The following is a 22,529-nucleotide window of genomic DNA, read 5'->3' on the forward strand; positions in this document are numbered from 1 at the left end:
TGGTATTCTTTTCACTTTATAACCGAGTGACTCAATACTTAGGGTATCATTTATACTTACACCACTTAATTGAAAGTAACCATTGGCACTTGTTATGGTTTTTTATATCCTTTTGTATGTTACTAATCCTTGCTCCTACAATAGGTTTTTGATGTAACTCCTCCTTTAAATAACCACAGACATATACTTTATTTAAATGTTTTACTACGTAGTAACGCTCATCAATTTTTTTAAAGTTAAAATGTAATTGTCGTTGTAAATCAACTAATATTTGTGGTAATTTAGGCTGTTTTAAATTAAGACTAACGGTTTCATTCTTTAGCTTTTCAGGGTTATACGAAAACTTAACTTTATAAACTTCTTCTAACTTAGTTAAGACTGTGATAAGATTTTCATCTGTAAACTTTAAAACTTCGGGTACTTTCTGTGCAAACACCCCATGAAAACTAAAAAAAACACCTATAAGTATAAATACTCCCCTTATCATAGTTAATTAGTACACTTTAAAATGATTGATAAGTTCATATTACTACTGTTAAATGGCCCCACTAAAAATTAAATCTTAAAAATACATTTGGTGTAATCCCTAAGGATTCTGTTCTAAATTCGACTGGTTTTGTAAGATCTACATCAACATCTTTTGATGCTACAAGCCTTGAAAAAGTAGTATTTAATATATTTTTCCGATTATATATATTTTGAATAGATAATCCAATTTTAGCCTTTTTTTTATTTTCATTTTTTAAAAATCCAATACTATAAGTTATCGAAAAATCTAATCTATGGTAGTCTGGTATACGTTCTTCATTAAATGATTCAACAATATCATTTTCTTCAGAACTCAACGCTAATGTCTCTATCACAGTAAATGGAATGCCTGTCCTATATTTCCAACCTAATGAAAACTGTAGGTTTTTCCATTGTAAAAAATGTGACCAAGTCAATGAATGCCGTATATCATTATCTGCATTGAATGTTTTGCCCTCATTAATATTTTCAAATGTTTGCTTATTTATAGCATAAGTATAGCCTAACCAAGTACTGTAACTTTTAATTTTCTTTTTTATAAAAAAATCAATTCCTTTTACCGTACCCTCTCCTTCATCGGGAGTAAAATCAAATAATAGCTCTGCTGATCTATTTTGTAAAGTAATTAATCCTTCGGATTTTTTATAATAGGCATCAATATCTACAATCCAATTTCTTTTATTAAATATTATACCCGCAGATAGTTGTGTGTTCTTCAATAAAGGAATACTATCCTGAATGGACGGTACCCAAACCTCATTTTCCTCACCGTTATCGAAACCTGATGAAATTGTTATTCTATTTATGGATTGGTTTCTAATTTCAGCACTTGTTTTAAGCCTTAAGTTCTTACTTAAATTCTTTTCTAAACTTAATCTAGGCTCCCACTTTAATTGATCAAAATTTGCAAATTTATTAACTCGTACTCCTAAACTTGCACTCCCTAATTTAGCTTTATTAAAAAAAACCTGTTTATACATTGAATGCGTAGGTTTGTTTTTTTGATCTGTATCGAAATCAGTTCCAAACTCATTTCCTAATTTAGATTTAATTCGGGCACTTAATAATTCATAACCTATTGAAATATTCCAAAATTTATTAATATCATACTTCAAATTTAAATCAGTACTATATTCTTCAATCCCATTTTCTCTTTCCAAACCAAAAGGAAATAAAAAGATTGGGTTAAAATTATACCCCAAATATGTTAACCTATAATTTGAATGCTTTGCTGTTACACTAGTCGTTATTTTATCACTCCATTCACTATTGTAAATTAATGAGGCACCTAAATTTTTTATTCTTAATAAATCAAAAAAAGTAACTCCATTATCCGAAAATGCATTATTAGCTAAAAAACTAGCGGTATCATCATACTTATTATTAGTGTAAAGTACTGTTCCAGACAATTTATGTTTGGGTGTAACATCATACACTAATTTTGCCGAATGATCCTCATAGATTAAAGTTTGTTCTTGCTCTAAATCTGTATCTATATCAAATACAGACCTATTAATTTTAACCCTAGAATTTTGAAAAATTCGATTAAAATTATTGGTAAAGGCATTAGACTTATAAAAATCAACATGAGATCTACGTGTAGATGCAATTACCCCTATTTTTTTGGTGACAGGTATTTTTATAGAAAAATCACTATGCAATAAATTTAAACCTAGGCTAGACTCAATTTTATTAGGTACCTCATTATCTAAATTTATATCAATCACTCCAGAAACCCTATCCCCATATTGCGCATTAACGCCACTTTTATGGATAGAGACATTATCTATTATTGAAGAATTTAAATTTGTTAAAGTACCAAAAAAATGATCTGTATTATACAACTTTATACCATCCCAGAGAATTAAATTTTTATCGGGATTACTTCCTCTAATAATTAGATCCGTGGCATTTTCTGTGGTACTATCAATCCCTGGTAATAACTGTACACTTTGCAAAACATCGGGTTCACCTTGGCCAGCTAGTATATCTGGTTTTTTTAAATCGAAACTAACTATACCGTCTTTTTTTAATGAAATACTCGAGGATAAATATTCCTTTATAACCACTTCATTTAGGGTTTCATGTAATTCTTCTAAATAAAACGTTCTACAATCTTTAAAAAATTTATTTATTGGTATTTTTATGGTCTTAAACCCTAAGGAATTAACAATAACAGTGTCATTTATTTTTAATCCATCTAAGGTAAAATATCCATATTCATCGGAACTAGTTATTTTTGTTTTACTACCATTATAGATGGATACCCTTTCTAAATCATTTTTAGTCCTTTTTTCTTTAATTTGACCACAGATGTTAATTTTTGATAATCTTTTTATAACAAAGTAACGTTCATCAATTTTTCTGTATGAAAAATGAACTTGATGCTGTAGCTTATTTAATAATTGATCTACAGATTCATCATTAAAGCTAAAATCAACTAACTGGTCACTAAACCATTCTGGATTATACGAAAACTTTACGTTGCGCTTATTTTCTATATCTTTTAAAACTTCAGTAAACTTATGTCCATAAACGCTTAGTTCATGTTGAGCAAATGCCCAACATGAACTAAGAATGGAAATAAATATTAATATAGTTTTCCGCATCTACTTTTAACGATGTATATTCATTTTATTTTATATAAAGTTAAAAATTATAATTATTTGTTAAAAAGAATAATCGAACGTTCACCTTCAAACTTATAATTCACATCTAAAGATTCGAATACTATTTTTAAAGCTTTGTTTAAATCTGTGTGTGTAAAAACACCTGTGAATCGCAATGAATCATTTACTTTTGAACTTTTGATTTTTATATTATATTGATTTTCTAATGCCTTTACTACTTGATTTATTGGCGAGTTGTAAAATGAACTTTCTTTTGTCACCCAAAGCGGAGCTGCTTCATTAAATTCCCATTTTTCCAATTGCTTATCCACAATTCTAACGGCTTGTCCTTTTCTAATAATTTCAGAAATATTGCCTTGCACTACTTTTACTACTCCTTCAAAACAATTTACTTGAAAAACATCAGTTTTTGAATTTGTATCCACATTAAATTGAGTTCCAAGTACACTTACATTTCCTTTTTTAGTTTTTACAGTAAATTTGGATCCTTTAGTTACTTTAAAAAACGCTTCTCCTTCTAAATTTAATGTCCTATTTGTTTCCCATTTTTTTTCATCATATGATAATTTGGAATTTGCATTTAAAAACACTTCTGAGTTATCGGGAAGTTTAAAACTTAACTGTTTACCATAATCGGACGAATAAGATACTTCTGATTTAAAAAATAATGTAAGTCCAAATACTAAAATAACTGAAGCTGCAATTCCATAAACCCACTTAGGTATAATTGATACTACTTTACTCGACTTAACAGTATCCGCCGTAGTATTATCTTCTATTTTACTTTTTAACTTAGCGTATAATTTATCACTATCATATTCAGGTACTTCAAGTAATTCAACTCCTTCAAGTATATCCTTATATAATTTATTGTCTTCATTTTGTTCAAAAACCTTTTTATCATTTTCTGATAAATCGCCACTAGCCCATTTTGCTAAAAAATCCTCCATCTGATTTATTTTAAAGGTTTGTACCTAATTTTTCTTTCAACTTTTTTAATGCCAAATGCATCCTTCGCTCTACTCCTTTTTGAGATATTCCAATAATCTCGGCAATTTCTCTGTATGTCTTCTTATCCTTTCTACTCAGTAAAAAAACTTCTCTTTCCTTATCGGGAAGTTCACTTATTGATCTACTTAATTTAAGTAAAAATTCTTTTTCTTCTAAAATGTACTCAGGACTCTGATGATCACAATCAGTTTTGTTATCATTTTTATTGTATTCCAAAACCACCTTTTGATGCCTAACATTATTAAAAAAAGAATTTTGAGCTACTTTCATTACAAAAGATTTTGCCTTATCAAAAGGAATCTTTTTACAATTGTTCCATAATTTTATAAAAGCATCTTGAGTTAAATCTTCTGCCTGATCAATATCTCCACATTTATAAAAAATAAAATTTCTAATTATTCCTGAATTTTGCTCGAAAATTTGTTTAAAAACCTTTTCCTCACAAACTGACATATCACTTACACTCATTAATTTAACTTTATGATCAATTAAAAAATTGATGATTTATTAAAAACTTACTAAACTCTGTTTTTCTTTTAGAAAACCTACTCACTATAACAACACCTAAACTTTGATTTACCCTATTAAATTTACATTTTTTCAAATCTAAATTCCTCTGATGATGCTAATTGTTTTATATCTAATATTTTCCCATCGGAACTTAATCTTAACGTAAATAATGAAAACACGCCTTCAGAAATTTCTACTTTAAAAGATCCTTCGCCATTATCTATTACTTCATAGTTAGCAATTAATTCACTTTTAGCATATAATGTTAAAAAATCCCTTAAACCACTACTTGTAAATTCAATAAGATCAATCCCCATTCCTATACCTACTGGTTCTGGTATTGCATCATCTATTAATTGTTGCCTTGTTGGCGAAGGGAGTAATAAATCATCCCCATTTATACCAGATAATGGATTAATTGTTAAAGTTGATGAATTTTCAACTTCACCCAAAACTTTCCATCTTCCTGCCACCTTATCTAAATCAAAAATTAAAATCCTTTCATTTTTATCCATAACTTCTTTAGGCGTTTCCTCTTCTTCTGGACTTTCCTCTACTGGTGTAACCACCGGCGCTTCTTCTACGGGATTTTCTTCCACTGGTGTAACTACTGGCGCTTCCTCTACAGGACTTTCCTCCACTGGTGTAACTACTGGCGCTTCCTCTACAGGAGTTTCTTCCACTGGTGTAACTACTGGTTCTTCCTCTACAGGAGTTTCTACAGGTCCTTCAAATAAATCTTCTGTAATTGTAATAGTGTCTTTTAAAGCTACACCATCTGGACAAATATTTGGAGAAGTTACAAATGCTTCAATAGTATGTGTTCCTATACCTAAATCATAAACTATTATACTAGAATCTTCTGTTGATTTCCTTGAAGTAACTACAAGTTCTTTTGCTTCTGATTCGGTTAACGTCCTTCCATTAATTTTCCAAACTATACTTGTTATTCCCTCTGATATTTCAGTTTCCGATCTTGGCTGTACCTCTAACAAAGCTTGACCATTAACTCCTGGTTTCAAATCCAAAAACAGGTCACTACATGTTAATCCTGATGGCGGTACAAATGGACCTGTAACTTCAGGATTCATAGGTGTAGTTGGCATTACTATAGGCTCCATAACGGGCTCCTCTTTTCCTGGGTCTACTACTGGTTCCTCTTCTTCTGGATCGCCTTCTTCCGGGTCTACTACTGGTTCCTCTTCATTTGGATCGCCTTCTTCTGGATCTACTACTGGTTCCTCTTCTTCCGGATCGCTTTCTTCCGGGTCTACTACTGGTTCCTCTTCTTCTGGATCGCCTTCTTCTGGGTCTACTACTGGTTCCTCCTCTTTCTTTACTTTTTCTAATAAATATATAAGGGGTCTAATTCTATTGAATACTTGACCAACTATTAATGATCCATCAGTATTAATATAAAAAATAAGTTTAGATATTTTTATTCTTTCTGTAAGACCATTTTCTCCTAAATCAATATTATAAAGGCCTTCAATATCATTCTCTCCGTCATTAAAGGAGGCTACAGTAAATGTATACAGGGGCTCTTCTCCTTTATTTGATAAGCTTATCGTATTTTTTGTAAAAAGTAAACTTTTAACTTTTTCCAAAGAGACTTCAGCGGCAGGAAAAAATAAATTCCTTGTATCTATTAAATCAACATCAATAAAATTCGCCTCACTTCTAACCTTAACACCTACAACATCCCATTCTCCTTCAATACTATTTAAATTAGAAACTAATGATGTTGTTAAGGACTCATCCTCTTGTAATTCACTTTTAGGTTCAAATTCTATATTTTCAATTACTTTTTTAAAATCCTTTACTCCTTGCTCCGGTGTTATTATTAAACTATTTCTTAATTGTTCAATATCATCATCATCATTTTTACAAGAAAATAAAGCAATTGTAAAAAGTATAAAAAGCTTTAAAAAAGTATTTTTTTTCATATCATATCCTATTATAATGACGCATCACTATATTACCTCCTATTATAACAACACCAAAACTTAAACATACCCTATTTTTTATTTAACTTTTATTAGAATAAAATAATATGCTTAAACTTACTACTCTTACGTAAAAAATATTTAGAATAACATTTAAATTGATTTCTACTAAAATATGATATCAAATCTTTATTAACAGATTAAACCTTTTTTATTATCTACAGTCTAATAATTAGCAAGCTAAAACAATATAATTGGAAAAAGATCAGTCACTTATTACTTTACTAAAAGATAAAAAGCAAAAAAACATTGCCTTTAAAATGCTACTTGATACTTATCAAAAACGCCTATACTGGCATATAAGAAAATTAGTTTTAATACATGAAGATGCCAATGACGTGCTTCAAAACACTTATTTAAAAATATATAAAAACATAGATAGCTTTAAAGGGAATAGCTCAATTCATACTTGGATGTATCGTATTGCCTATAATGAATCAATTGATTTTTTAAAAGCAAAACAAAAACGTTTAAAATTAAGTTCAGAAGAAATCAATACTAAAATTTTAGAGGCACTCAAAGAGGATGTTTACTTTGAAGGAGATCAAATACAATTTAAACTTCAAGAAGCATTATTAAAATTACCCGAAAAACAAAAACAAGTTTTTGTCATGAAATATTATGATGATTTGAAATTTAAAGAAATCTCGGAAATCATTGGCACAAGTGAAGGTGCTTTAAAAGCCTCTTACCACCATGCTGTAAAAAAAATTGAACGTTTTTTAATTCAATAATGAATTACATCAATTTGATTTAAAAAAAATAAAAACTATGAAAAATAACAATAATAAAGAAGGGTTTACTATCCCCGAGGGCTATTTTAATGAATTTCAAAATACTCTTTTTGAACAATTAAATACTGAAAAATTAACCGAAAAGAATACCTCATTAGGTTTTAATATTCCCGATGCTTATCATGAAAATGTAACATCTGATATTCTTAAAAATATTGATGTTAAAAACAATACTCCTGTAATTTCATTGTTTTCTAAAAAAATGAAATACGCTCTTTTTACAGCTGCATCAATAGCTTTATTTTTCATTTTTTTCAACCTCAATAAAAATAAAACATTACCTAGTACAATTGTTTCTACAACTATAGACACTACTAATGTGATCAAACAAAAAGTACAAGAGCAATTCAAAATCACTGACAAAGATGCAAAAATGCTCGCCCTTTTTGTCGATGATGCACAAGTGGATGAATACCTTGATGAATTACTTATTGAAGATCTTGCCTTTGAAGATTAACGAAGCATTTGTATTAGTTAAAGCCTACAAAACAAAATTAAAAATCACTTCCGTTAAACCTTTTAGAACCATAATCGTCTAATTATACAGAATATTCTAAAAATGTTTAACCCCAAAATAATAAAGTTATGAAATCACATCAATTCATATGGACCCTAATTGCCAGTATATTTTTCAATATAGGAATATCTTTTGCCCAACAAACTGAATTAAGGCCAGGGAAAAAAATGAAAGCCGAAATTAGAGCAAAAGCCATTAAAAATTTATCTAAAGAACAAAAAGAATTACTAAAAGCCCGCAAGGAATTGTTGAAAAAAAATAGAGCAACATTTAAAGCTTTATTAAACGAAAAGCAACTATCGATTTTACAAGACAAAACAATGGATCGCCGTAAGCGCATGCAATTATTACGTGAAACATTAACTACTGAACAAAGAGCCGTATTTAAGTCCAACCGAATCGCTGCCAAAGAAAGCAAAAAACAGTTTAGAGCCACACTCACCGAGGAACAAAAAGCACAATTTAAAGCTGCAGCCAGAAGAATGAAAAATAAATAACTTGTTTGGCTTATTCCAAACCCCTGTAAATATCTAGTGGTAATACTATTTTAGGAGCTCCTTTTTTAATAATTTTTCCATTAGATATTTCCCATACCTTATCAACTAATTGATATAATTCCCAAGGATCATGACTTACCAATAGCGTGGTTAATTTGTAAATTTTATGTGCCTTTTTTATGTATTGTTGTAAACGTTGACGCATTTCGTAATCTAGGGCAGATAAAGGTTCATCCAACAATAATAATTGAGGTTGTTTTACTAAAGCACGAGCCAATGAAATACGTTGTTTTTGACCTCCTGATAATTGATGTGTATTCAAATCTAATAAGGCTTCTAATTCCATAATGTCAATTAATTCATCTAATAGGCTTATCGTCTTATTTTTAGGCAATGCGAAACCTAGATTCTGCATCACCGTCATATTGGGAAACAACACATCCTCCTGAAAAACATATCCAATATTACGTTTTTGAACAGGTATATTTATTTTATTAGAGCTGTCATACCAAACTGTTCCTGCTACTTTTATACATCCTTTACTAGGGGAATCTAAGCCTGATAACATTCGTAGTAGGCTTGTTTTACCTATCCCCGATTTCCCATAAACACCTATAAACTCACCTTCAGTAATGGTTTCATTTAGTTCAAAGTTAAAAATACCTTGCGTTCCTTTTAGTTGCTTATGTATATCTATCGAAATCATTTACAATAACTTTATTGGGGCTAATTAGTTCTTTTAAGGAAACCTATATTATTTTTTGACCAGGAATACACTAGTACTAAAATCACAAAACTTATCAATAATAAAATTGCCGAATATTGATGAGCAGCGTCATAATTTAGTGCCTCTACCTGTTCATAAATAACACTTGAGGCTACTTGAGTTTTATTAGGAATACTACCACCAACCATGAGTACCACTCCAAATTCACCTATGGTATGCGCAAAAGTAAGTACCATTCCCGTTACTATCGCTTTTTTACAATTAGGTAGCAACACATGCCACAATGTCTGCCATTTAGATTTTCCCAATACATAAGATGCCTCATGCAAATTTTTAGGTAAACTTTGTAATCCATTCTGAATAGGTTGTACCATAAAAGGTAAACTATATATTAGTGAAGCTATCACTAATCCACTAAATGAAAAGACAAGTTGTATATCAAAACTATTTTTCAACCATTTCCCTACTCCATAAGCTGGCGAAAAAAGCAACAAAAAATAAAAACCAATAACAGTCGGAGGCAATACTAATGGCATACCAACTAAAGCTTCAAAAATTGGTTTCATTTTACTTTTTGAAAATGCTAATGCGTAACTTAATGGAATACCGATAACTACTAAAATTAATGTAGTTATTAATGCCAACTTACCAGTAAGTAGCAATGGAGCCCAACTAAAACTATTCAGGAAGAGCATAACCATAATTTAAAAGAATTTGTCTTGCTTTTTTTGTTTGTATAAACCTAGCAAATTGTAAGGCCTTATTTTTTTGTGCTTTAGTTTTACTCACTATTAATAATTGATGATCTAAAGCCTGATACAAGCTATCACTAATTTCAGCATAATTCTCATTCATCCCTTTTAATTTATTGGAAAATAATGTTGACTTTGCAGTAAAGCCAATATCTACAGTTCCCAGTGAAATAAATTGATTTGTTTGTCCCACACTTTCCCCATAAATCAATTTAGATACTACGTGGTCATACACACCCCAATTGTGTAATAATTCCTCAGCTGCTTTCCCATAAGGAGCAATATTAGGGTTAGGCATTGCTATTTTTTTTACTGATGTTGAAGTAAGGGCTGTTGATAAAGGTTTTTTTATTTTTTTTGTAGAAATTAATATCAACTTCCCTCTTGCTATGGTCACTGCTTTTTGGTAATCACTATTGGTATCCCTAATATGCTTAGGATATTTAGCATTTGCAGAAATAAAAACATCAAAGGGAGCTCCAGCTAATATTTGGGTTGTCAATTTCCCCGAAGATGCTGTAATTAAATCGGTTGATATCCCCGTTTCTTTTTCAAATTCGGGAACTAATTCGTTTAAAACAAATAACATATTTGACGCTGCCGCAATAGTCAAATGTACTTCATTGTTGGTTTTACACGAAAAAAATACCAAATTGAATACCCATATAACTCCCCATAATTTACAGGATACGTCTCTTTTTTTTAGAAATATTCTTAGTAAATTAAGTATCGGGTTAACTAATTTTATTGAAAAGGGTGATTTCATATAACTACAGTTCAAAAATACTATTTTACCTCATATATATACTGTAATTATTGGTCTAGTTTTTGCGTTATAATTTAATAATAACAATTCTGAAATAGTAGAAAATCTTTTTACATTTTATTACAAGCATATTATTTCAGAATAGGTATAACACAAATTAAAATTTAAACTCATGAAATACTTGAATCCCCAAATAGAAAAACTAGCTAAAAAAAATGTAGAAAAAAGCCTTGTAAAAAAAGGAATTTCTTGTGGCATTTTTCAAGAGCTTGGTGTGGATACCTCAAATCAAAAAACTCGAAATTTATACCACGATAATTATTAATCACAACATCAGCTTATGATTTTTTATATCATAAGCTCCATTCTTTTATAAAATATAGTGTTTGGTATTCTTATATATTGTAATAATTTGAAAATTATACTTTCTAATTTTTAAAAAGTTGTAATTTTGGGGGCTTAAAAAACTTGCACTATATATATTCTCATTTTTATATGCAAGTCAAGAATTATAATAAGAAAACGAAGACATGTCTAAAAGAGAAAACATATCATCTGGATCGCCTTGGGAAGATAAAATCGGTTACTCAAGAGCTGTAAGAATTGGAAACACTATTGAACTTTCTGGTACTACTGCACCTGGAGACACCTTAGAAGAACAAACTACTGGTGTTATTGAATTGGCTAAAAAAGTATTAGAAGAAAATGGTGCTAGCTTAAAAGACGTAGTACGTACACGTATTTTTACTACGGATATTTCTCAATGGGAAAAAATAGGCGAAGTACATGGTAAATACTTTGGAAATGTTAAACCTGTCACAACAATGGTTGAAATTTCTAAATTAATTGATCCTGCTATTGTTATTGAAATAGAATTTACTGCAGTTATTACTGAATAAATAAGTTTTTAGAAAATACCTCCAGATTCATCTGGTTTTTAATATCTAATTTCTAAAAATCCAACATCTAGAATTATGGAATTTTATAGTCTAAATAAAAATGCATCTAATGTATCATTTGCCGAAGCCGTTGTTAAAGGTTTGGCACCTGACAGAGGTTTGTATTTTCCTGAACAAATAACAGCTCTACCCGATTCATTTTTTGAGAATATTGAATCTATGGATACTATTGAAATTGCGTATACTGCAATTCAACAATTTGTAGGTGACGAAATTCCAGAAGCTGATTTAAAATCGATTTTAACCGATGTGTTAAGTTTTGATTTTCCTGTAGTAAAAGTTACAGAAAACATCGGTACTTTAGAGCTTTTCCATGGACCAACAATGGCTTTTAAGGATGTTGGAGCTCGATTTATGGCTCGTTGTTTGGAATATTTTAATCGTGATAATGATGATCACGTTACTGTATTGGTGGCAACTTCTGGTGATACCGGAGGAGCTGTTGCTCGTGGGTTTTTAGGCGTAAAAGGAGTTGATGTTGTTATTTTATACCCTAACGGAAAGGTTAGTGATATTCAAGAACGACAATTAACCACATTGGGACAAAACATTAAAGCGCTTAGAGTTGATGGTGTTTTTGATGATTGTCAAGATATGGTGAAATCTGCTTTTTTAGATGAAAGTATTACATCAAAAAGAGGCTTAACATCAGCCAACTCTATTAATATCGCTCGTTGGTTACCACAATTATTTTACTTTTTATTCGCTTATAAAGAAACAAAAAAATTAGGAAAAGATTTAGTATTCTCAGTACCAAGTGGAAACTTTGGAAATATTTGTGCTGGTATAGTTGCTCATAAATTGGGAATGCCCGTAAAACATTTTGTAGCTTCTGTAAATGTAAATGATACCGTTGTAAAATACTTGGAAACTGGGAATTACGAACCTAAAGCGTCTATTCCAACAATTTCAAATGCTATGGATGTAGGAAATCCTAGTAATTTTATCCGTATTCAACAATTATTTGATAATAATTTCGAAGACTTGAAAAAGGATTTCTCCTCATATAGTTTTAGTGATTCCGAAACTCGTAAAGCAATGAAAGAAATTAACCATACTTCAGGTTACGTTGCTGACCCACATGGTGCGGTTGGTTATTTAGGTCTTGAAAAACATGGTTTACAGGATAACGAGTATGGTATTTTCTTAGAAACGGCACATCCTGTAAAATTTTTAGATATTGTTGAAGAAACTTTGGATACTAAAATAGCTATCCCAGAACAAATCAAAGAAGTTTTAGATAAGGATAAAGTTTTTGATACTATTTCAAAATATGAAGAATTGAAATCTTATTTATTAAATGATACAGATTACAAGAATTAATTCTTAATCTATTTTAAAATAAAAACCCCAAAATAACAGCGTTATTTTGGGGTTTTATGTATATAAATGATTTTATATTTTAATAAACTTACTTATTTTTTCGTCCTTACCACTATTCAATTTAAGCATATATAACCCACTTGAAATTGTATTCAAAGAAATCTCTTTTTGATTCTTGGTAACTATTTTTGTAAAAACTAAATTTCCTGAAATATCATAAAGCTTTACTGTTAAAGAATTGCTTGTTATACCTTCAAAAGAGATGCTATTTTTTGAAGGATTTGGATAAAAAGTTAGTGTTGTTTTATTAGGTTCAAATAAGGGCGTATTAAGCGGATCAGTTGATGCTATTAAGCGATCAATAGGTTTTTCAAAATTAAATACTTGAAGACTTAAACTAGATATCATTCCACCAGTATCGGGAAAAGTGATGTTGATTTCATTGGATTTTTTTATGAGCTTATACGGTACAGGCACTTCAATAACTCCAAAAAATTGATCTCTATTTTTTTGATCATAGCCTTTCCAATCATTAACCATAGCTATTTCCTCTCCATTCATCTTTATTTGTGGGCTCAACATTAAACCATGGGCACGCCCCATACCTAATCGTAATATAGCCTCTCCTTGACTACCTAAAGTTATATTTTTTATTACAAATTCATTTGATTTATTTGCTTCTATAGGTTTAAGATAAGTTTCTGCATATACTTTTTGTTCGTTGGAGGTATTTGTAAATTCAATCTCATTTTTTAAACGATATTCCAATATTACAGTTCCCTCTTTTCCAATAGTAATTTCTTTTGGACTGTTAAGCTCACTATTTTCTAACACTGGAACTCCATTTTTATCGGCATATAAATGCTTCATGTTAACCATAGCTTCTATTGTGTTTGCCTTTAATTCCGGAATATTTAATGCTACTGAAGTTGAATGATGCTCCAAATTACTTAAAATAACATAAGCCCTATCCTTATTAACATAGGCATCTATCAACATATCTGGATCATTGGCAAAAGTATCCACTCGTGTTCCTTTAACAGTAGACCAAAGCTCAAAAAATTTAAGGAAATCTGTATAAACCCATTGGTCTCCAGTTTGTCCTTCCAATTCTTTATTTTGACGTAATAGTCTATAGCTATATTTATAGTTATCTGGGTTTTGCCACCATTTAGCTTTAAGAATCATAAAGGGTATCGCACTAATAATTTGATCTTGTCGCTCCATAAATTGCATCATCATTGATGAGAATGTCCTTATATTAAACCAATCGCGCGGTTTATTATATGGGCCATTTAGTGAACGTCCTAACCACCCATATTCCGATATACTAAAAGGCTTTACTTTGCCTAATTTTATATAGCTATATTGTTCCACCATATCTAAAATGGCCTCTGTATTACTTCCTTTTCGTTGTAGTTCCTCGCCACTATCTGCCAAAAAATCATAAAGATGCAATGAAAAGAAATCCATATCATTACCCGCTTCATTAATAAACAGCTCCCAATTATTTCGCCAATGATTAAAATTATTATCTTCATAAGCCGGATGTGCCGCCGAATAACCTCCTACTTTTATATCTGGGTTAAGTGCCTTTATTCTTTGGGCAACAACCTTGTGCATTTGTGTGATATTGGCATTGGTTGTTCCTAATTTTCTGGCTTTTACAAAAGGTTCGTTTAATACTTCTACATATTTAGGCCTAGGTTTTCCAGTTTCTTTACCGCTTCCAAAAAACTCCTTCAAATAGTTCGCATAATATTCAGCTACTGCATCATAGTCCTTATATGCCCAAGGTTCGGAAGTAGAACAACATTTACTTGGCCTGGTGAGTTGCCCCGAAGGGTACATAGGTGTAGGTTGACCTCCAAAAATCATATTCCCATAACGACCTTCAAAATCATGCGTGCTTTTTTGTTTGGCATAACTATTTTTTGATGACTCCCCCTTAGATTTTAGTGTATTCACATCTGGCCAACCTTTTTTATTAGGGTCTTCGGATGACTGATCAAACTCCCAAACCATGCCTCCATTATTCCTTCCTAAATACACATCGTAATCTTCTAAAAATTGTTTTCGCTGTGCATCGCTATCCCATTCATTGTCGTCAATATCCGCATGAAGTATCATAAACTTACTTCTGTCAAATTCGGAAACTCCATGTACGGAATGCTTCGTATTTAAATTTACTTCAGCTTGGATGGGGTTTTGAGCATTAATTTGAGCTATCCCTAAAAAGCTTATTATCAAAAATTGAGATTTCATAACTTGTATAGATTTGTGTTTCCGAAATATATTTAGAGTTACCAAATAAGTGTATAACAAATGCGTAAATTACTTGTACAAATCACTTTACACCTAAATAAGGCATAAAAAAACCGACTGAAAATTAATCAGTCGGTTTTGCAAGTATTATATTATTTGGAATACTATTCTCCCATTTCGGCAGCCATAGCTGCAGTTAAACGTTTGTAAACACCAGTTTCAAGCTTTTCTCTAATTGCAGAAAATGCAGCCAATGTTTCTTCAACATCTTGTAATGTGTGTGAAGCCGTTGGAATTAAACGCAATAAAATTAATCCTTTTGGAATTACTGGATACACCACAATAGAACAGAAAATTCCATGATTTTCTCTCAAATCCTTTACCAAAGCCATAGCCTCGGGTATACTTCCTTTTAAATATACTGGAGTAACACAACTTTGAGTTGTTCCAATATCAAAACCACGAGATTTTAATCCACTTTGTAATGCATTTACATTTTCCCAAAGCTTCGCTTTAAGCTCTGGCATGGTGCGTAACATATCCAAACGTTTTAAAGCTCCTTCAACCAATTGCATTTGCAATGATTTAGCAAACATTTGCGAACGTAAATTATATTTTAAGTAATCAATTATTTCTTGATCTGCTGCAATAAAAGCTCCCGTACTTGCCATTGACTTTGCAAATGTGGCAAAATAAACGTCGATCTGATCTTGTACTCCTTGTTCCTCACCTGCTCCTGCTCCTGTTTTTCCTAATGTCCCAAAGCCATGAGCGTCATCGACAAATAAACGGAAATTAAATTTTTCCTTTAAAGCTACAATTTCTTTTAATTTCCCTTGTTCCCCACGCATTCCAAAAACACCTTCGGAAATCAATAAAATACCTCCACCAGTTTTTTCTGCTAATTTTGTAGCACGCATCAAATTCTTTTCAATGCTTTCCATATCATTATGGCGGTAAGTAAAACGTTTCCCTGCATGTAAACGCACACCGTCAATAATACAGGCGTGTGCATCCACATCATATACTATAATATCATCTTTTGATACTAATGCATCAATAGTTGACACCATTCCTTGGTAACCAAAGTTTAATAAATAAGCTGCTTCTTTTTGTACAAATGCAGCCAATTCATTTTGCAATTGCTCATGCATATCTGTATGACCGCTCATCATACGAGCTCCCATTGGATAAGCTGAACCATATTTAACACCAGCCTCGGCATCCACTTTTCTTACTTCGGGATGATTTGCTAAACCTAAATAATCATTAATACTCCAAGTAATTACATCTTTTCCTTGGAACTTCATGCGATTTGAAATTGGTCCTTCCAACTTAGGAAAAACAAAATATCCTTCTGCTTTATCCGCCCATTTCCCTAAAGGTCCTTTATCGGCATATATCTTATCAAATAAATCTTTCATGTAGTTATTAACTTTTTAAAAAGTGACACAAAAATAACCTTTTTATCGGCATTTGCATAACGAATACAGAGCGTATTCTTACAGGTAATTAACAATTTAGTTCTAGTAGCTATACCCCAGATTATAGTATACTTCATCGACTATTTGTTTATTTAACCTAAAATAAAAATCAATACTTGTTCTAGTCTAAAAAAACACCAACTATTATTAAAAATCTAGATAAACTGCAAAAAAACACACATTAAGTAACTACTATTTACTTAAAACTATTTTTAAACAATCAATTACAATTTGATTATTATTTACGTCGGTTGTGAAGAACAAATATCGTTCCGTTCCTTCTTTAAGTTTGTATTTTTTTCTTAGTTGTGCTACCGTTTCTTTAAAATTTCTGGATACAACATTTACTTTTTGTCCAACAAAAACTTTCATTATCTTTTTATTGTAATTCATTACACTAATCACCTTAAAACCTCTTCCCGGAAAATTCACCATATTTTCCGATGTATATAAATGAGAATTAGTTTGTAATTTATTCACCTTATAGTGTTCCGAAATCCAATTAAAAGCTCCTGTTTTCATAACAACCGCATAAGGTTCGTACAAATACTCTTGAACTTCATTAAACCGAGCCAAGGCCTTTTTTTCTGCGCTAAGCGGAAAATTAACACATACTTTGTCTCCACTTTTTAACATATTGCAAGCCACCACTTCGGGCTCACCGATAAAATCTTTACTCATAACCCATAACAATTCTTTTACCTCATTATGCACGGCTACTATATGAATTTGTTTTACGAATTTTAATGATTTTAATCCTACGGCTATGTCTAATATTGGGGCTGTTTTTACTAAAATATGATTTGTTACTTCAAAACAATTATCTTGGATTTCCGCCACGTTAGGAAGGCAATCTTCTAAAAAAAAAACTTTTCCTTTGGTATCACTTCTCCGCGAAGGGTCAATATATAACCAATCTAATTTTGTTTGAGCTAAAGCTGTTTCAACTCCATTAGCATTAATAGATGTTATATTTTTGGCTCCTAGCTGATCTAAATTATGCGCCGCTATTTTTTGAAGCGCTTTATTTAATTCACAATGAATTACCGAAGTCATCTTTTTGGAAAAATAATAACTATCAATTCCAAATCCTCCGGTGGCATCAACTAGAGTGTCACCCGAAACTAATGTACTTTTATAAAAGGCTGTTTTTTCAGATGAAGTTTGCTCTAAATTTAATAAAGGAGGATACATCACAGCATCACTAGCATACCACGTAGGCAATTTATATTTTGCCTTTTGTTTACCCGATAACTGTTGTGCCAATTCTTGGGTAGTAACGTTGGTAAAAGGTGAACCTTTTAATGCAATCGTACTTGCCGACTGATGTTCATTTGTCTTTAAAAAATTTTGAACCTTGGTATGTAATAAATTTTTATTCAATATAAATTTTATGAAATATTATTGATAATACCCCTTATAGCAGCTTAAATTTCACTAGTTAGTGATTGTACAATTTTATATTCAGATAAAAACTCTTTCGAAATCACCTTAATGGCTGTATAAAATGGTACAGCAGCAATTAAGCCCGGAATTCCAAATAACACGCCCATTATTAATATGGCCAGAAAAATTTCTAACGGATGTGAGCGTACACTATTTCCAAAAATAAAAGGTTGATTCACAAAATTATCTAGTAATTGAATAATAATATAACCTATAGATATATACACCATTTTTGGAAAAACTACCGTAGAAAAATCCATTTCTAAATTCCCCGTTACCGTTAAAGCCATCATTAACCCAAAACCAATTACTGGTCCTAAATAAGGGATTAAATTTAAAATTGCTGCTATTAAAGCTAAAGCTATTGCATTATCTATCTTGAAAATGAGCAGTAAAATAGAATACATTACAAATAAAATAAACACCTGCAATAGTAAGCCTACAAAGTATCGGGAAAGTAATTCTTTTATTTTACTAAAAGCATTCATGAATTTGCTTTCATTTTCATTTTTAGCAAACACAAGCAAACTATTTTCCAATAACTTACTGTCTTTTAACGCAAAAAAGGCTATAAATACCACCGAAAATAAACCTATCATAAAACCACCAAAACCACCTAATATCGCATTAAATAATTGTGGCAACCATTTTAGACTAAAATATTGACTGATATCTGTTTGTTGTAAAACATCGACCAAATTAAATTTTTCGATATGAAAATAAGCTGCCGATTCATTAGCCAGACGTGTTAAATCATCTCCTAATTTTTTAATATCCACTTGACCAATTATTTGTGTTTGCTCAATAATAATAGGTACAAATAATGTAAAAATCCCAAGGAAAATTAACAGAAAAATAATCAGACAAATGATTACTGCAAAGCTGTTTTTCATTTTTAACTTTCGTGTTAAAAATAACATCAAAGGCCTCCCCATTAATGAAATGGCAGCACCTATTAAAATATAAAGTAGTATTGCACTTATTTTATAAAGAAAAAACAACAATAATGCTACTCCTAAAATAATACTAACAGCTCTAAGAATGCCATTACTTACTGATTTGCTATCCATAACTAATTAAGTTGTTTTGTAATTTCATAAAGTGCTACCGAAGCAGCTTGAACAACATTCATACTTGAGTTTTTTCCGTACATTGGTATATGAACATGTGTTTCACATAATTCCAAAATACGTGATGATACTCCTAATTGTTCATCGCCTAAAACTACTATTATTTTTGCATTTTTAGGGATATTTAATGTGTTTAAAGCAGTACTTTTCTCCGTAATTTCTAAGGCTATTGGTATAAAACCTTGGACAGATAAGGATTTTATTTCGGAAAATAAATCAATATTATCTGCCATGGGGATCCAATTTTGTGTTGATCGGGCAGTTCTTTTTAATCTAGGACTCGAAATATCAACAGTTACTCTTCCAAAAAGAATTTTTTTAATTCCAAAACTATCTGCTATTCGAAATAAACTACCAATATTTGCTGGTGAATTTACAGCATCACATGCTAAAATAATATCATGTGATTTTTCTGAAAATGTGGTATTGTAATGATTCAATTGCATTAATTCAAAAACGCATAGTTAATAATGTTAGCTCCCATTTGCAATGCTTTTTCTCTAACTTCTTGTGGGTCGTTATGCACTTCGGGACTTTCCCAACCATCACCTAAATCACATTCAAAAGTAAAAAGTAAAACCAATCGATTTGCTTCAAATATACCCATTGCTCTAGGTTGTTTTCCATCGTGCTCATGTATTTTTGGCAATCCTTTAGGAAAATTATATTTCCCTTTAAAAATAGGATGGTCGGTTCCTACTTCTACTAATTTTTTATCGGGAAAAAGCTTTACAATTTCTCTTTTTACATATTTTTCCATCCCATAATTGTCATCAATATGTAAAAAACCTCCGCTCAATAGATACAAACGTAAATTTTCTACTTCAGTATCATTAAACAATATATTGCCATGCCCTGTGGCATTTATGTATGGATAATCAAACAAATCTGAACTTTCGGGAGTTACCTCTGCTATTTTTGTATTAATCGTAGTTTTTAAATGAGTGTTACAATAACTTACTAAATTGGGTAGTGCCGTTGGATTACTATACCAATCCCCACCTCCATTGTAATGTAACACTGCTATTTTTTGAGCATGTAATGACGTAGCCTGTAGGGCAAAATTAAACAAACAAAAACACCAAAATAATTTCATAGTATGATTCCTATATTAAAAATACAAATTACAAAATACTCCATTAACAACTCAAAAAAAATGAATTTAGATATAATACGATTAACCCTATTTTCAGAATATGATATGTTTTTTAAATTCTGTTTAATCTGTAAATTCTAATTGTATTGATTCTACTTCACTGAGTACGACGTTAAAAATGTATGCACATGTATTCCAAATGCTCAATAGCAGCTTTTATAGTAAAATCGGATTATTAAATAGTAAGTTATCCAAATACTATAATTTATAAGAATTATTTTAAAAATTTCACTAAATCTCTTCCTCCATAAAGCACTCTTACAATTCGAATATGATTTTTGAAAATTCTATAAAATATAATATGCGATCCATAAGGGAAGCTTACTAATTCCATTTTAATCTCGCTTCTATCTTTTCCAACCTTAGGGTTTTCAGAAAGAAAACAAACATTAAGTTCAATTCTTCTAAATATTTTATAGCCTGAGATTTTCCAATTTTTTTTACTCCATCATTATATACATCCTCAATATCATTATCAGCTTTTGTGGATAATATAAATTTTTGCATTATCCTTTTTTCTTCGAATCAATAATATCTTGCATAGTCCTTTTACTATCTGGAGCATTCCACCCCTCTTCAATCTCTCTTCTTAAATCTTTTATTACTTTATCTCTGTAAATACCATGAAGTCTTAGAGCATCACGTATTACTTCACTATTGTTTTGATATTCGCCAGAAGCAACTTGCTTGGAAATATACTCTTCCTGCTGTTTTGTAAAACTAATATTCATACTTAAATATAGTTATTATATCCATATTTGTCTAATATAAACAATTTAACTTTTTGGGTTTTAACTATTTTACACAAACGCATTATTTGGCTCTTGATTTTTATCTAAAAAAGTACATTACCAACAACACAGTTTGTTCTTCATTGATATATTAAATAATCAGCATAAAATAGCTTAAAAAAATAGACCAAATTTATGCTCAAACTTTTGTAGATACATTTTCAAAAGTAGCTTTTGCAAAGCTTTATATCGTAAAAATACTTCTGCATCAGCTGATCTATTTAATGATAAAGGGCTTCCTTTTTTTAAAGCACGAATTACCATTACTCAACATATTCACAAATAGAGTTACTAAATTTTGTGGCAAAAAAGAAAATTTATTCCTTTCACAAATTGTCTCTTAAAATCAAAAGATAGTTGGGAAAGAAATAAATTTAGTATAATGTTCTGATGTTAAATCTAGTAGTGACCACTACTACAAATAAAAATTGTTTAATATTCCCATTCGCGTTGCTTGTTTAATGCCTCTTCAGCTTCAAGCTCCTCTTGTGGTATTACTTTTAAAAACGATGGATGTTGTTCTATAGCATATTCTAATTTTTCAACTATGCTATCAATACTCTCATTTTCATAATCAATTTCCAAAGGTTCCTTGATAATGAATGATTGTAAAATTCCTCGCTTTTTTATACGTAAGCCTTTTTTATCAAACGAGCGTCTAAATCCATCAATAACTATAGGAACTACAATGGGTTTATGGTGCTTAATAATATGCGCCGTTCCTTTTCTAATAGGCTTAAAAGGTTTTGTTGTTCCTTGCGGGAAGGTAATTACCCAACCATCATTTAAAGCCCGAGTAATATTTGTGATATCACTCATTTTTACTTGCCTATTGATTTCTTTACCCGCAGAACGCCAAGTACGTTCCACCGTTATCGCTCCAGCATAAGCAAAAATTCGTGCCAAAGGTCCCGAACGCATCGTTTCTTTTGCTGCAACATAGTACAAATTCATTTTGGGTTGCCATAGATAACCTACATTTTTAATAGAATCTACTCGCCCACTCAAACTCGCATTAAAAACATGAAACATGGCTACTACATCGGCAAAATAGGTTTGATGATTAGATACAAATAATACATTATTATGCGGTAGCTTGGTAATAACTTCGCTACCCTCAATAACAAGTTCATTAAAACCGCGGTATCGACGATGTGTAAGTGGCCCCAGAATACGGATTAGCCACTTTTTTAAAAATAAATATTGTCCAAATGGATTTTTTTTCAATAATCCCATT

At 30.9% G+C, this 22,529-nt stretch carries 24 protein-coding genes and 1 pseudogene; 7 read left to right on the top strand and 18 right to left on the bottom strand.

Annotation, left to right across the window (positions count from 1 at the left end):
- Positions 1–46 precede the first annotated feature (46 nt).
- From KQA_RS0215825 to KQA_RS20580, 5 genes are all read right to left on the bottom strand, one after another.
- Positions 47–487 (bottom strand): DUF4974 domain-containing protein, encoded by a 441-nt coding sequence (locus KQA_RS0215825; protein WP_010182499.1) that lies wholly within the window; start codon positions 485–487, stop codon positions 47–49.
- Between the two features lie 61 nt (positions 488–548).
- Positions 549–3,137, bottom strand: a complete 2,589-nt coding sequence (locus tag KQA_RS0215830; RefSeq protein WP_010182500.1) for a TonB-dependent receptor — start codon at positions 3,135–3,137, stop codon at positions 549–551.
- A gap of 53 nt (positions 3,138–3,190) precedes the next feature.
- Positions 3,191–4,108, bottom strand: coding sequence for a FecR family protein (locus KQA_RS0215835; protein ID WP_010182501.1), 918 nt, complete (start codon positions 4,106–4,108; stop codon positions 3,191–3,193).
- A 10-nt stretch (positions 4,109–4,118) separates the two neighbouring features.
- A complete protein-coding gene (locus KQA_RS0215840; protein ID WP_010182502.1) occupies positions 4,119–4,637 on the bottom strand; it encodes an RNA polymerase sigma factor in 519 nt (172 codons plus the stop codon).
- Between the two features lie 122 nt (positions 4,638–4,759).
- Positions 4,760–6,625 carry a hypothetical protein gene (locus KQA_RS20580; RefSeq protein ID WP_010182503.1) on the bottom strand — a complete coding sequence of 622 codons (1,866 nt, stop codon included), beginning with the start codon at positions 6,623–6,625 and terminating at the stop codon, positions 4,760–4,762.
- A 254-nt stretch (positions 6,626–6,879) separates the two neighbouring features.
- On the opposite strand from KQA_RS20580, the gene KQA_RS0215850 reads away from it, so the two are divergent.
- The 3 genes from KQA_RS0215850 (at position 6,880) to KQA_RS0215860 (ending at position 8,493) form a co-directional block, all read left to right on the top strand.
- Positions 6,880–7,419 carry an RNA polymerase sigma factor gene (locus KQA_RS0215850; protein ID WP_010182504.1) on the top strand — a complete coding sequence of 180 codons (540 nt, stop codon included), beginning with the start codon at positions 6,880–6,882 and terminating at the stop codon, positions 7,417–7,419.
- Positions 7,420–7,456: 37 nt separating this feature from the next.
- The gene (locus tag KQA_RS0215855; RefSeq protein ID WP_010182506.1) at positions 7,457–7,936 is read left to right on the top strand and encodes a hypothetical protein; all 480 of its coding nucleotides are present in this window, start codon (positions 7,457–7,459) and stop codon (positions 7,934–7,936) included.
- 128 nt (positions 7,937–8,064) lie between these two features.
- A complete protein-coding gene (locus tag KQA_RS0215860; protein WP_010182508.1) occupies positions 8,065–8,493 on the top strand; it encodes a hypothetical protein in 429 nt (142 codons plus the stop codon).
- A 10-nt stretch (positions 8,494–8,503) separates the two neighbouring features.
- On the opposite strand, the gene KQA_RS0215865 is transcribed toward KQA_RS0215860, so the two are convergent.
- From KQA_RS0215865 to modA, 3 genes are read right to left on the bottom strand one after another with little or no spacing between them, the layout of a single operon-like run.
- A complete protein-coding gene (locus KQA_RS0215865) occupies positions 8,504–9,199 on the bottom strand; it encodes an ATP-binding cassette domain-containing protein (RefSeq protein ID WP_010182509.1) in 696 nt (231 codons plus the stop codon).
- A 20-nt stretch (positions 9,200–9,219) separates the two neighbouring features.
- Complete coding sequence (modB, locus tag KQA_RS0215870; RefSeq protein ID WP_010182510.1) at positions 9,220–9,921, bottom strand: molybdate ABC transporter permease subunit; 702 nt, start codon at positions 9,919–9,921, stop codon at positions 9,220–9,222.
- A complete protein-coding gene (modA, locus tag KQA_RS0215875) occupies positions 9,899–10,738 on the bottom strand; it encodes a molybdate ABC transporter substrate-binding protein (protein ID WP_010182511.1) in 840 nt (279 codons plus the stop codon). Before modA ends, modB begins: the two co-directional genes overlap by 23 nt.
- A gap of 172 nt (positions 10,739–10,910) precedes the next feature.
- On the opposite strand from modA, the gene KQA_RS20585 reads away from it, so the two are divergent.
- The 3 genes from KQA_RS20585 to thrC all read left to right on the top strand — a co-directional run bounded on the left by KQA_RS20585 (position 10,911) and on the right by thrC (position 13,020).
- A complete protein-coding gene (locus KQA_RS20585; RefSeq protein WP_198283131.1) occupies positions 10,911–11,063 on the top strand; it encodes a hypothetical protein in 153 nt (50 codons plus the stop codon).
- 205 nt (positions 11,064–11,268) lie between these two features.
- Entirely contained in the window at positions 11,269–11,637 is a 369-nt protein-coding gene (locus KQA_RS0215885; protein WP_010182512.1) for a RidA family protein, read from the top strand.
- A 75-nt stretch (positions 11,638–11,712) separates the two neighbouring features.
- Positions 11,713–13,020 carry a threonine synthase gene (thrC, locus tag KQA_RS0215890; RefSeq protein ID WP_010182513.1) on the top strand — a complete coding sequence of 436 codons (1,308 nt, stop codon included), beginning with the start codon at positions 11,713–11,715 and terminating at the stop codon, positions 13,018–13,020.
- Between the two features lie 72 nt (positions 13,021–13,092).
- Here the strand turns inward: thrC and KQA_RS19135 are convergent, their stop codons facing one another.
- The 9 genes from KQA_RS19135 to KQA_RS0215935 all read right to left on the bottom strand — a co-directional run bounded on the left by KQA_RS19135 (position 13,093) and on the right by KQA_RS0215935 (position 21,232).
- A complete protein-coding gene (locus tag KQA_RS19135; RefSeq protein ID WP_010182514.1) occupies positions 13,093–15,285 on the bottom strand; it encodes a T9SS type A sorting domain-containing protein in 2,193 nt (730 codons plus the stop codon).
- 164 nt (positions 15,286–15,449) lie between these two features.
- Positions 15,450–16,709, bottom strand: coding sequence for an aminotransferase class I/II-fold pyridoxal phosphate-dependent enzyme (locus tag KQA_RS0215900; RefSeq protein ID WP_010182515.1), 1,260 nt, complete (start codon positions 16,707–16,709; stop codon positions 15,450–15,452).
- Between the two features lie 252 nt (positions 16,710–16,961).
- Entirely contained in the window at positions 16,962–18,152 is a 1,191-nt protein-coding gene (locus KQA_RS0215910; protein ID WP_010182516.1) for a THUMP-like domain-containing protein, read from the bottom strand.
- A gap of 44 nt (positions 18,153–18,196) precedes the next feature.
- Entirely contained in the window at positions 18,197–19,285 is a 1,089-nt protein-coding gene (locus KQA_RS0215915; RefSeq protein WP_010182517.1) for an AI-2E family transporter, read from the bottom strand.
- A gap of 2 nt (positions 19,286–19,287) precedes the next feature.
- Positions 19,288–19,791 carry a TrmH family RNA methyltransferase gene (locus KQA_RS0215920; protein ID WP_010182519.1) on the bottom strand — a complete coding sequence of 168 codons (504 nt, stop codon included), beginning with the start codon at positions 19,789–19,791 and terminating at the stop codon, positions 19,288–19,290.
- Positions 19,791–20,441, bottom strand: a complete 651-nt coding sequence (locus tag KQA_RS0215925; protein ID WP_010182520.1) for a DUF4159 domain-containing protein — start codon at positions 20,439–20,441, stop codon at positions 19,791–19,793. Before KQA_RS0215925 ends, KQA_RS0215920 begins: the two co-directional genes overlap by 1 nt.
- 274 nt (positions 20,442–20,715) lie before the next feature.
- Entirely contained in the window at positions 20,716–20,913 is a 198-nt protein-coding gene (locus tag KQA_RS20805) for a type II toxin-antitoxin system RelE/ParE family toxin (protein WP_316912304.1), read from the bottom strand.
- Positions 20,826–21,008, bottom strand: coding sequence for a type II toxin-antitoxin system RelE/ParE family toxin (locus KQA_RS20810; protein ID WP_010182521.1), 183 nt, complete (start codon positions 21,006–21,008; stop codon positions 20,826–20,828). Before KQA_RS20810 ends, KQA_RS20805 begins: the two co-directional genes overlap by 88 nt.
- Complete coding sequence (locus KQA_RS0215935; RefSeq protein ID WP_010182522.1) at positions 21,008–21,232, bottom strand: type II toxin-antitoxin system ParD family antitoxin; 225 nt, start codon at positions 21,230–21,232, stop codon at positions 21,008–21,010. The genes KQA_RS20810 and KQA_RS0215935 overlap by 1 nt, the downstream gene beginning before the upstream one ends.
- A 173-nt stretch (positions 21,233–21,405) precedes the next feature.
- Between KQA_RS0215935 and KQA_RS20815 the strand changes: the two are divergent.
- Positions 21,406–21,606, top strand: a pseudogene (locus KQA_RS20815) (IS481 family transposase); the annotation flags it as partial.
- A 118-nt stretch (positions 21,607–21,724) separates the two neighbouring features.
- Here the strand turns inward: KQA_RS20815 and KQA_RS0215945 are convergent.
- Complete coding sequence (locus KQA_RS0215945; RefSeq protein WP_010182523.1) at positions 21,725–22,528, bottom strand: lysophospholipid acyltransferase family protein; 804 nt, start codon at positions 22,526–22,528, stop codon at positions 21,725–21,727.
- Position 22,529: the final 1 nt, after the last annotated feature.

Origin of the sequence: Aquimarina agarilytica ZC1, assembly GCF_000255455.1 — a bacterium.
GTDB classification, from domain to species: Bacteria; Bacteroidota; Bacteroidia; order Flavobacteriales; family Flavobacteriaceae; genus Aquimarina; species Aquimarina agarilytica.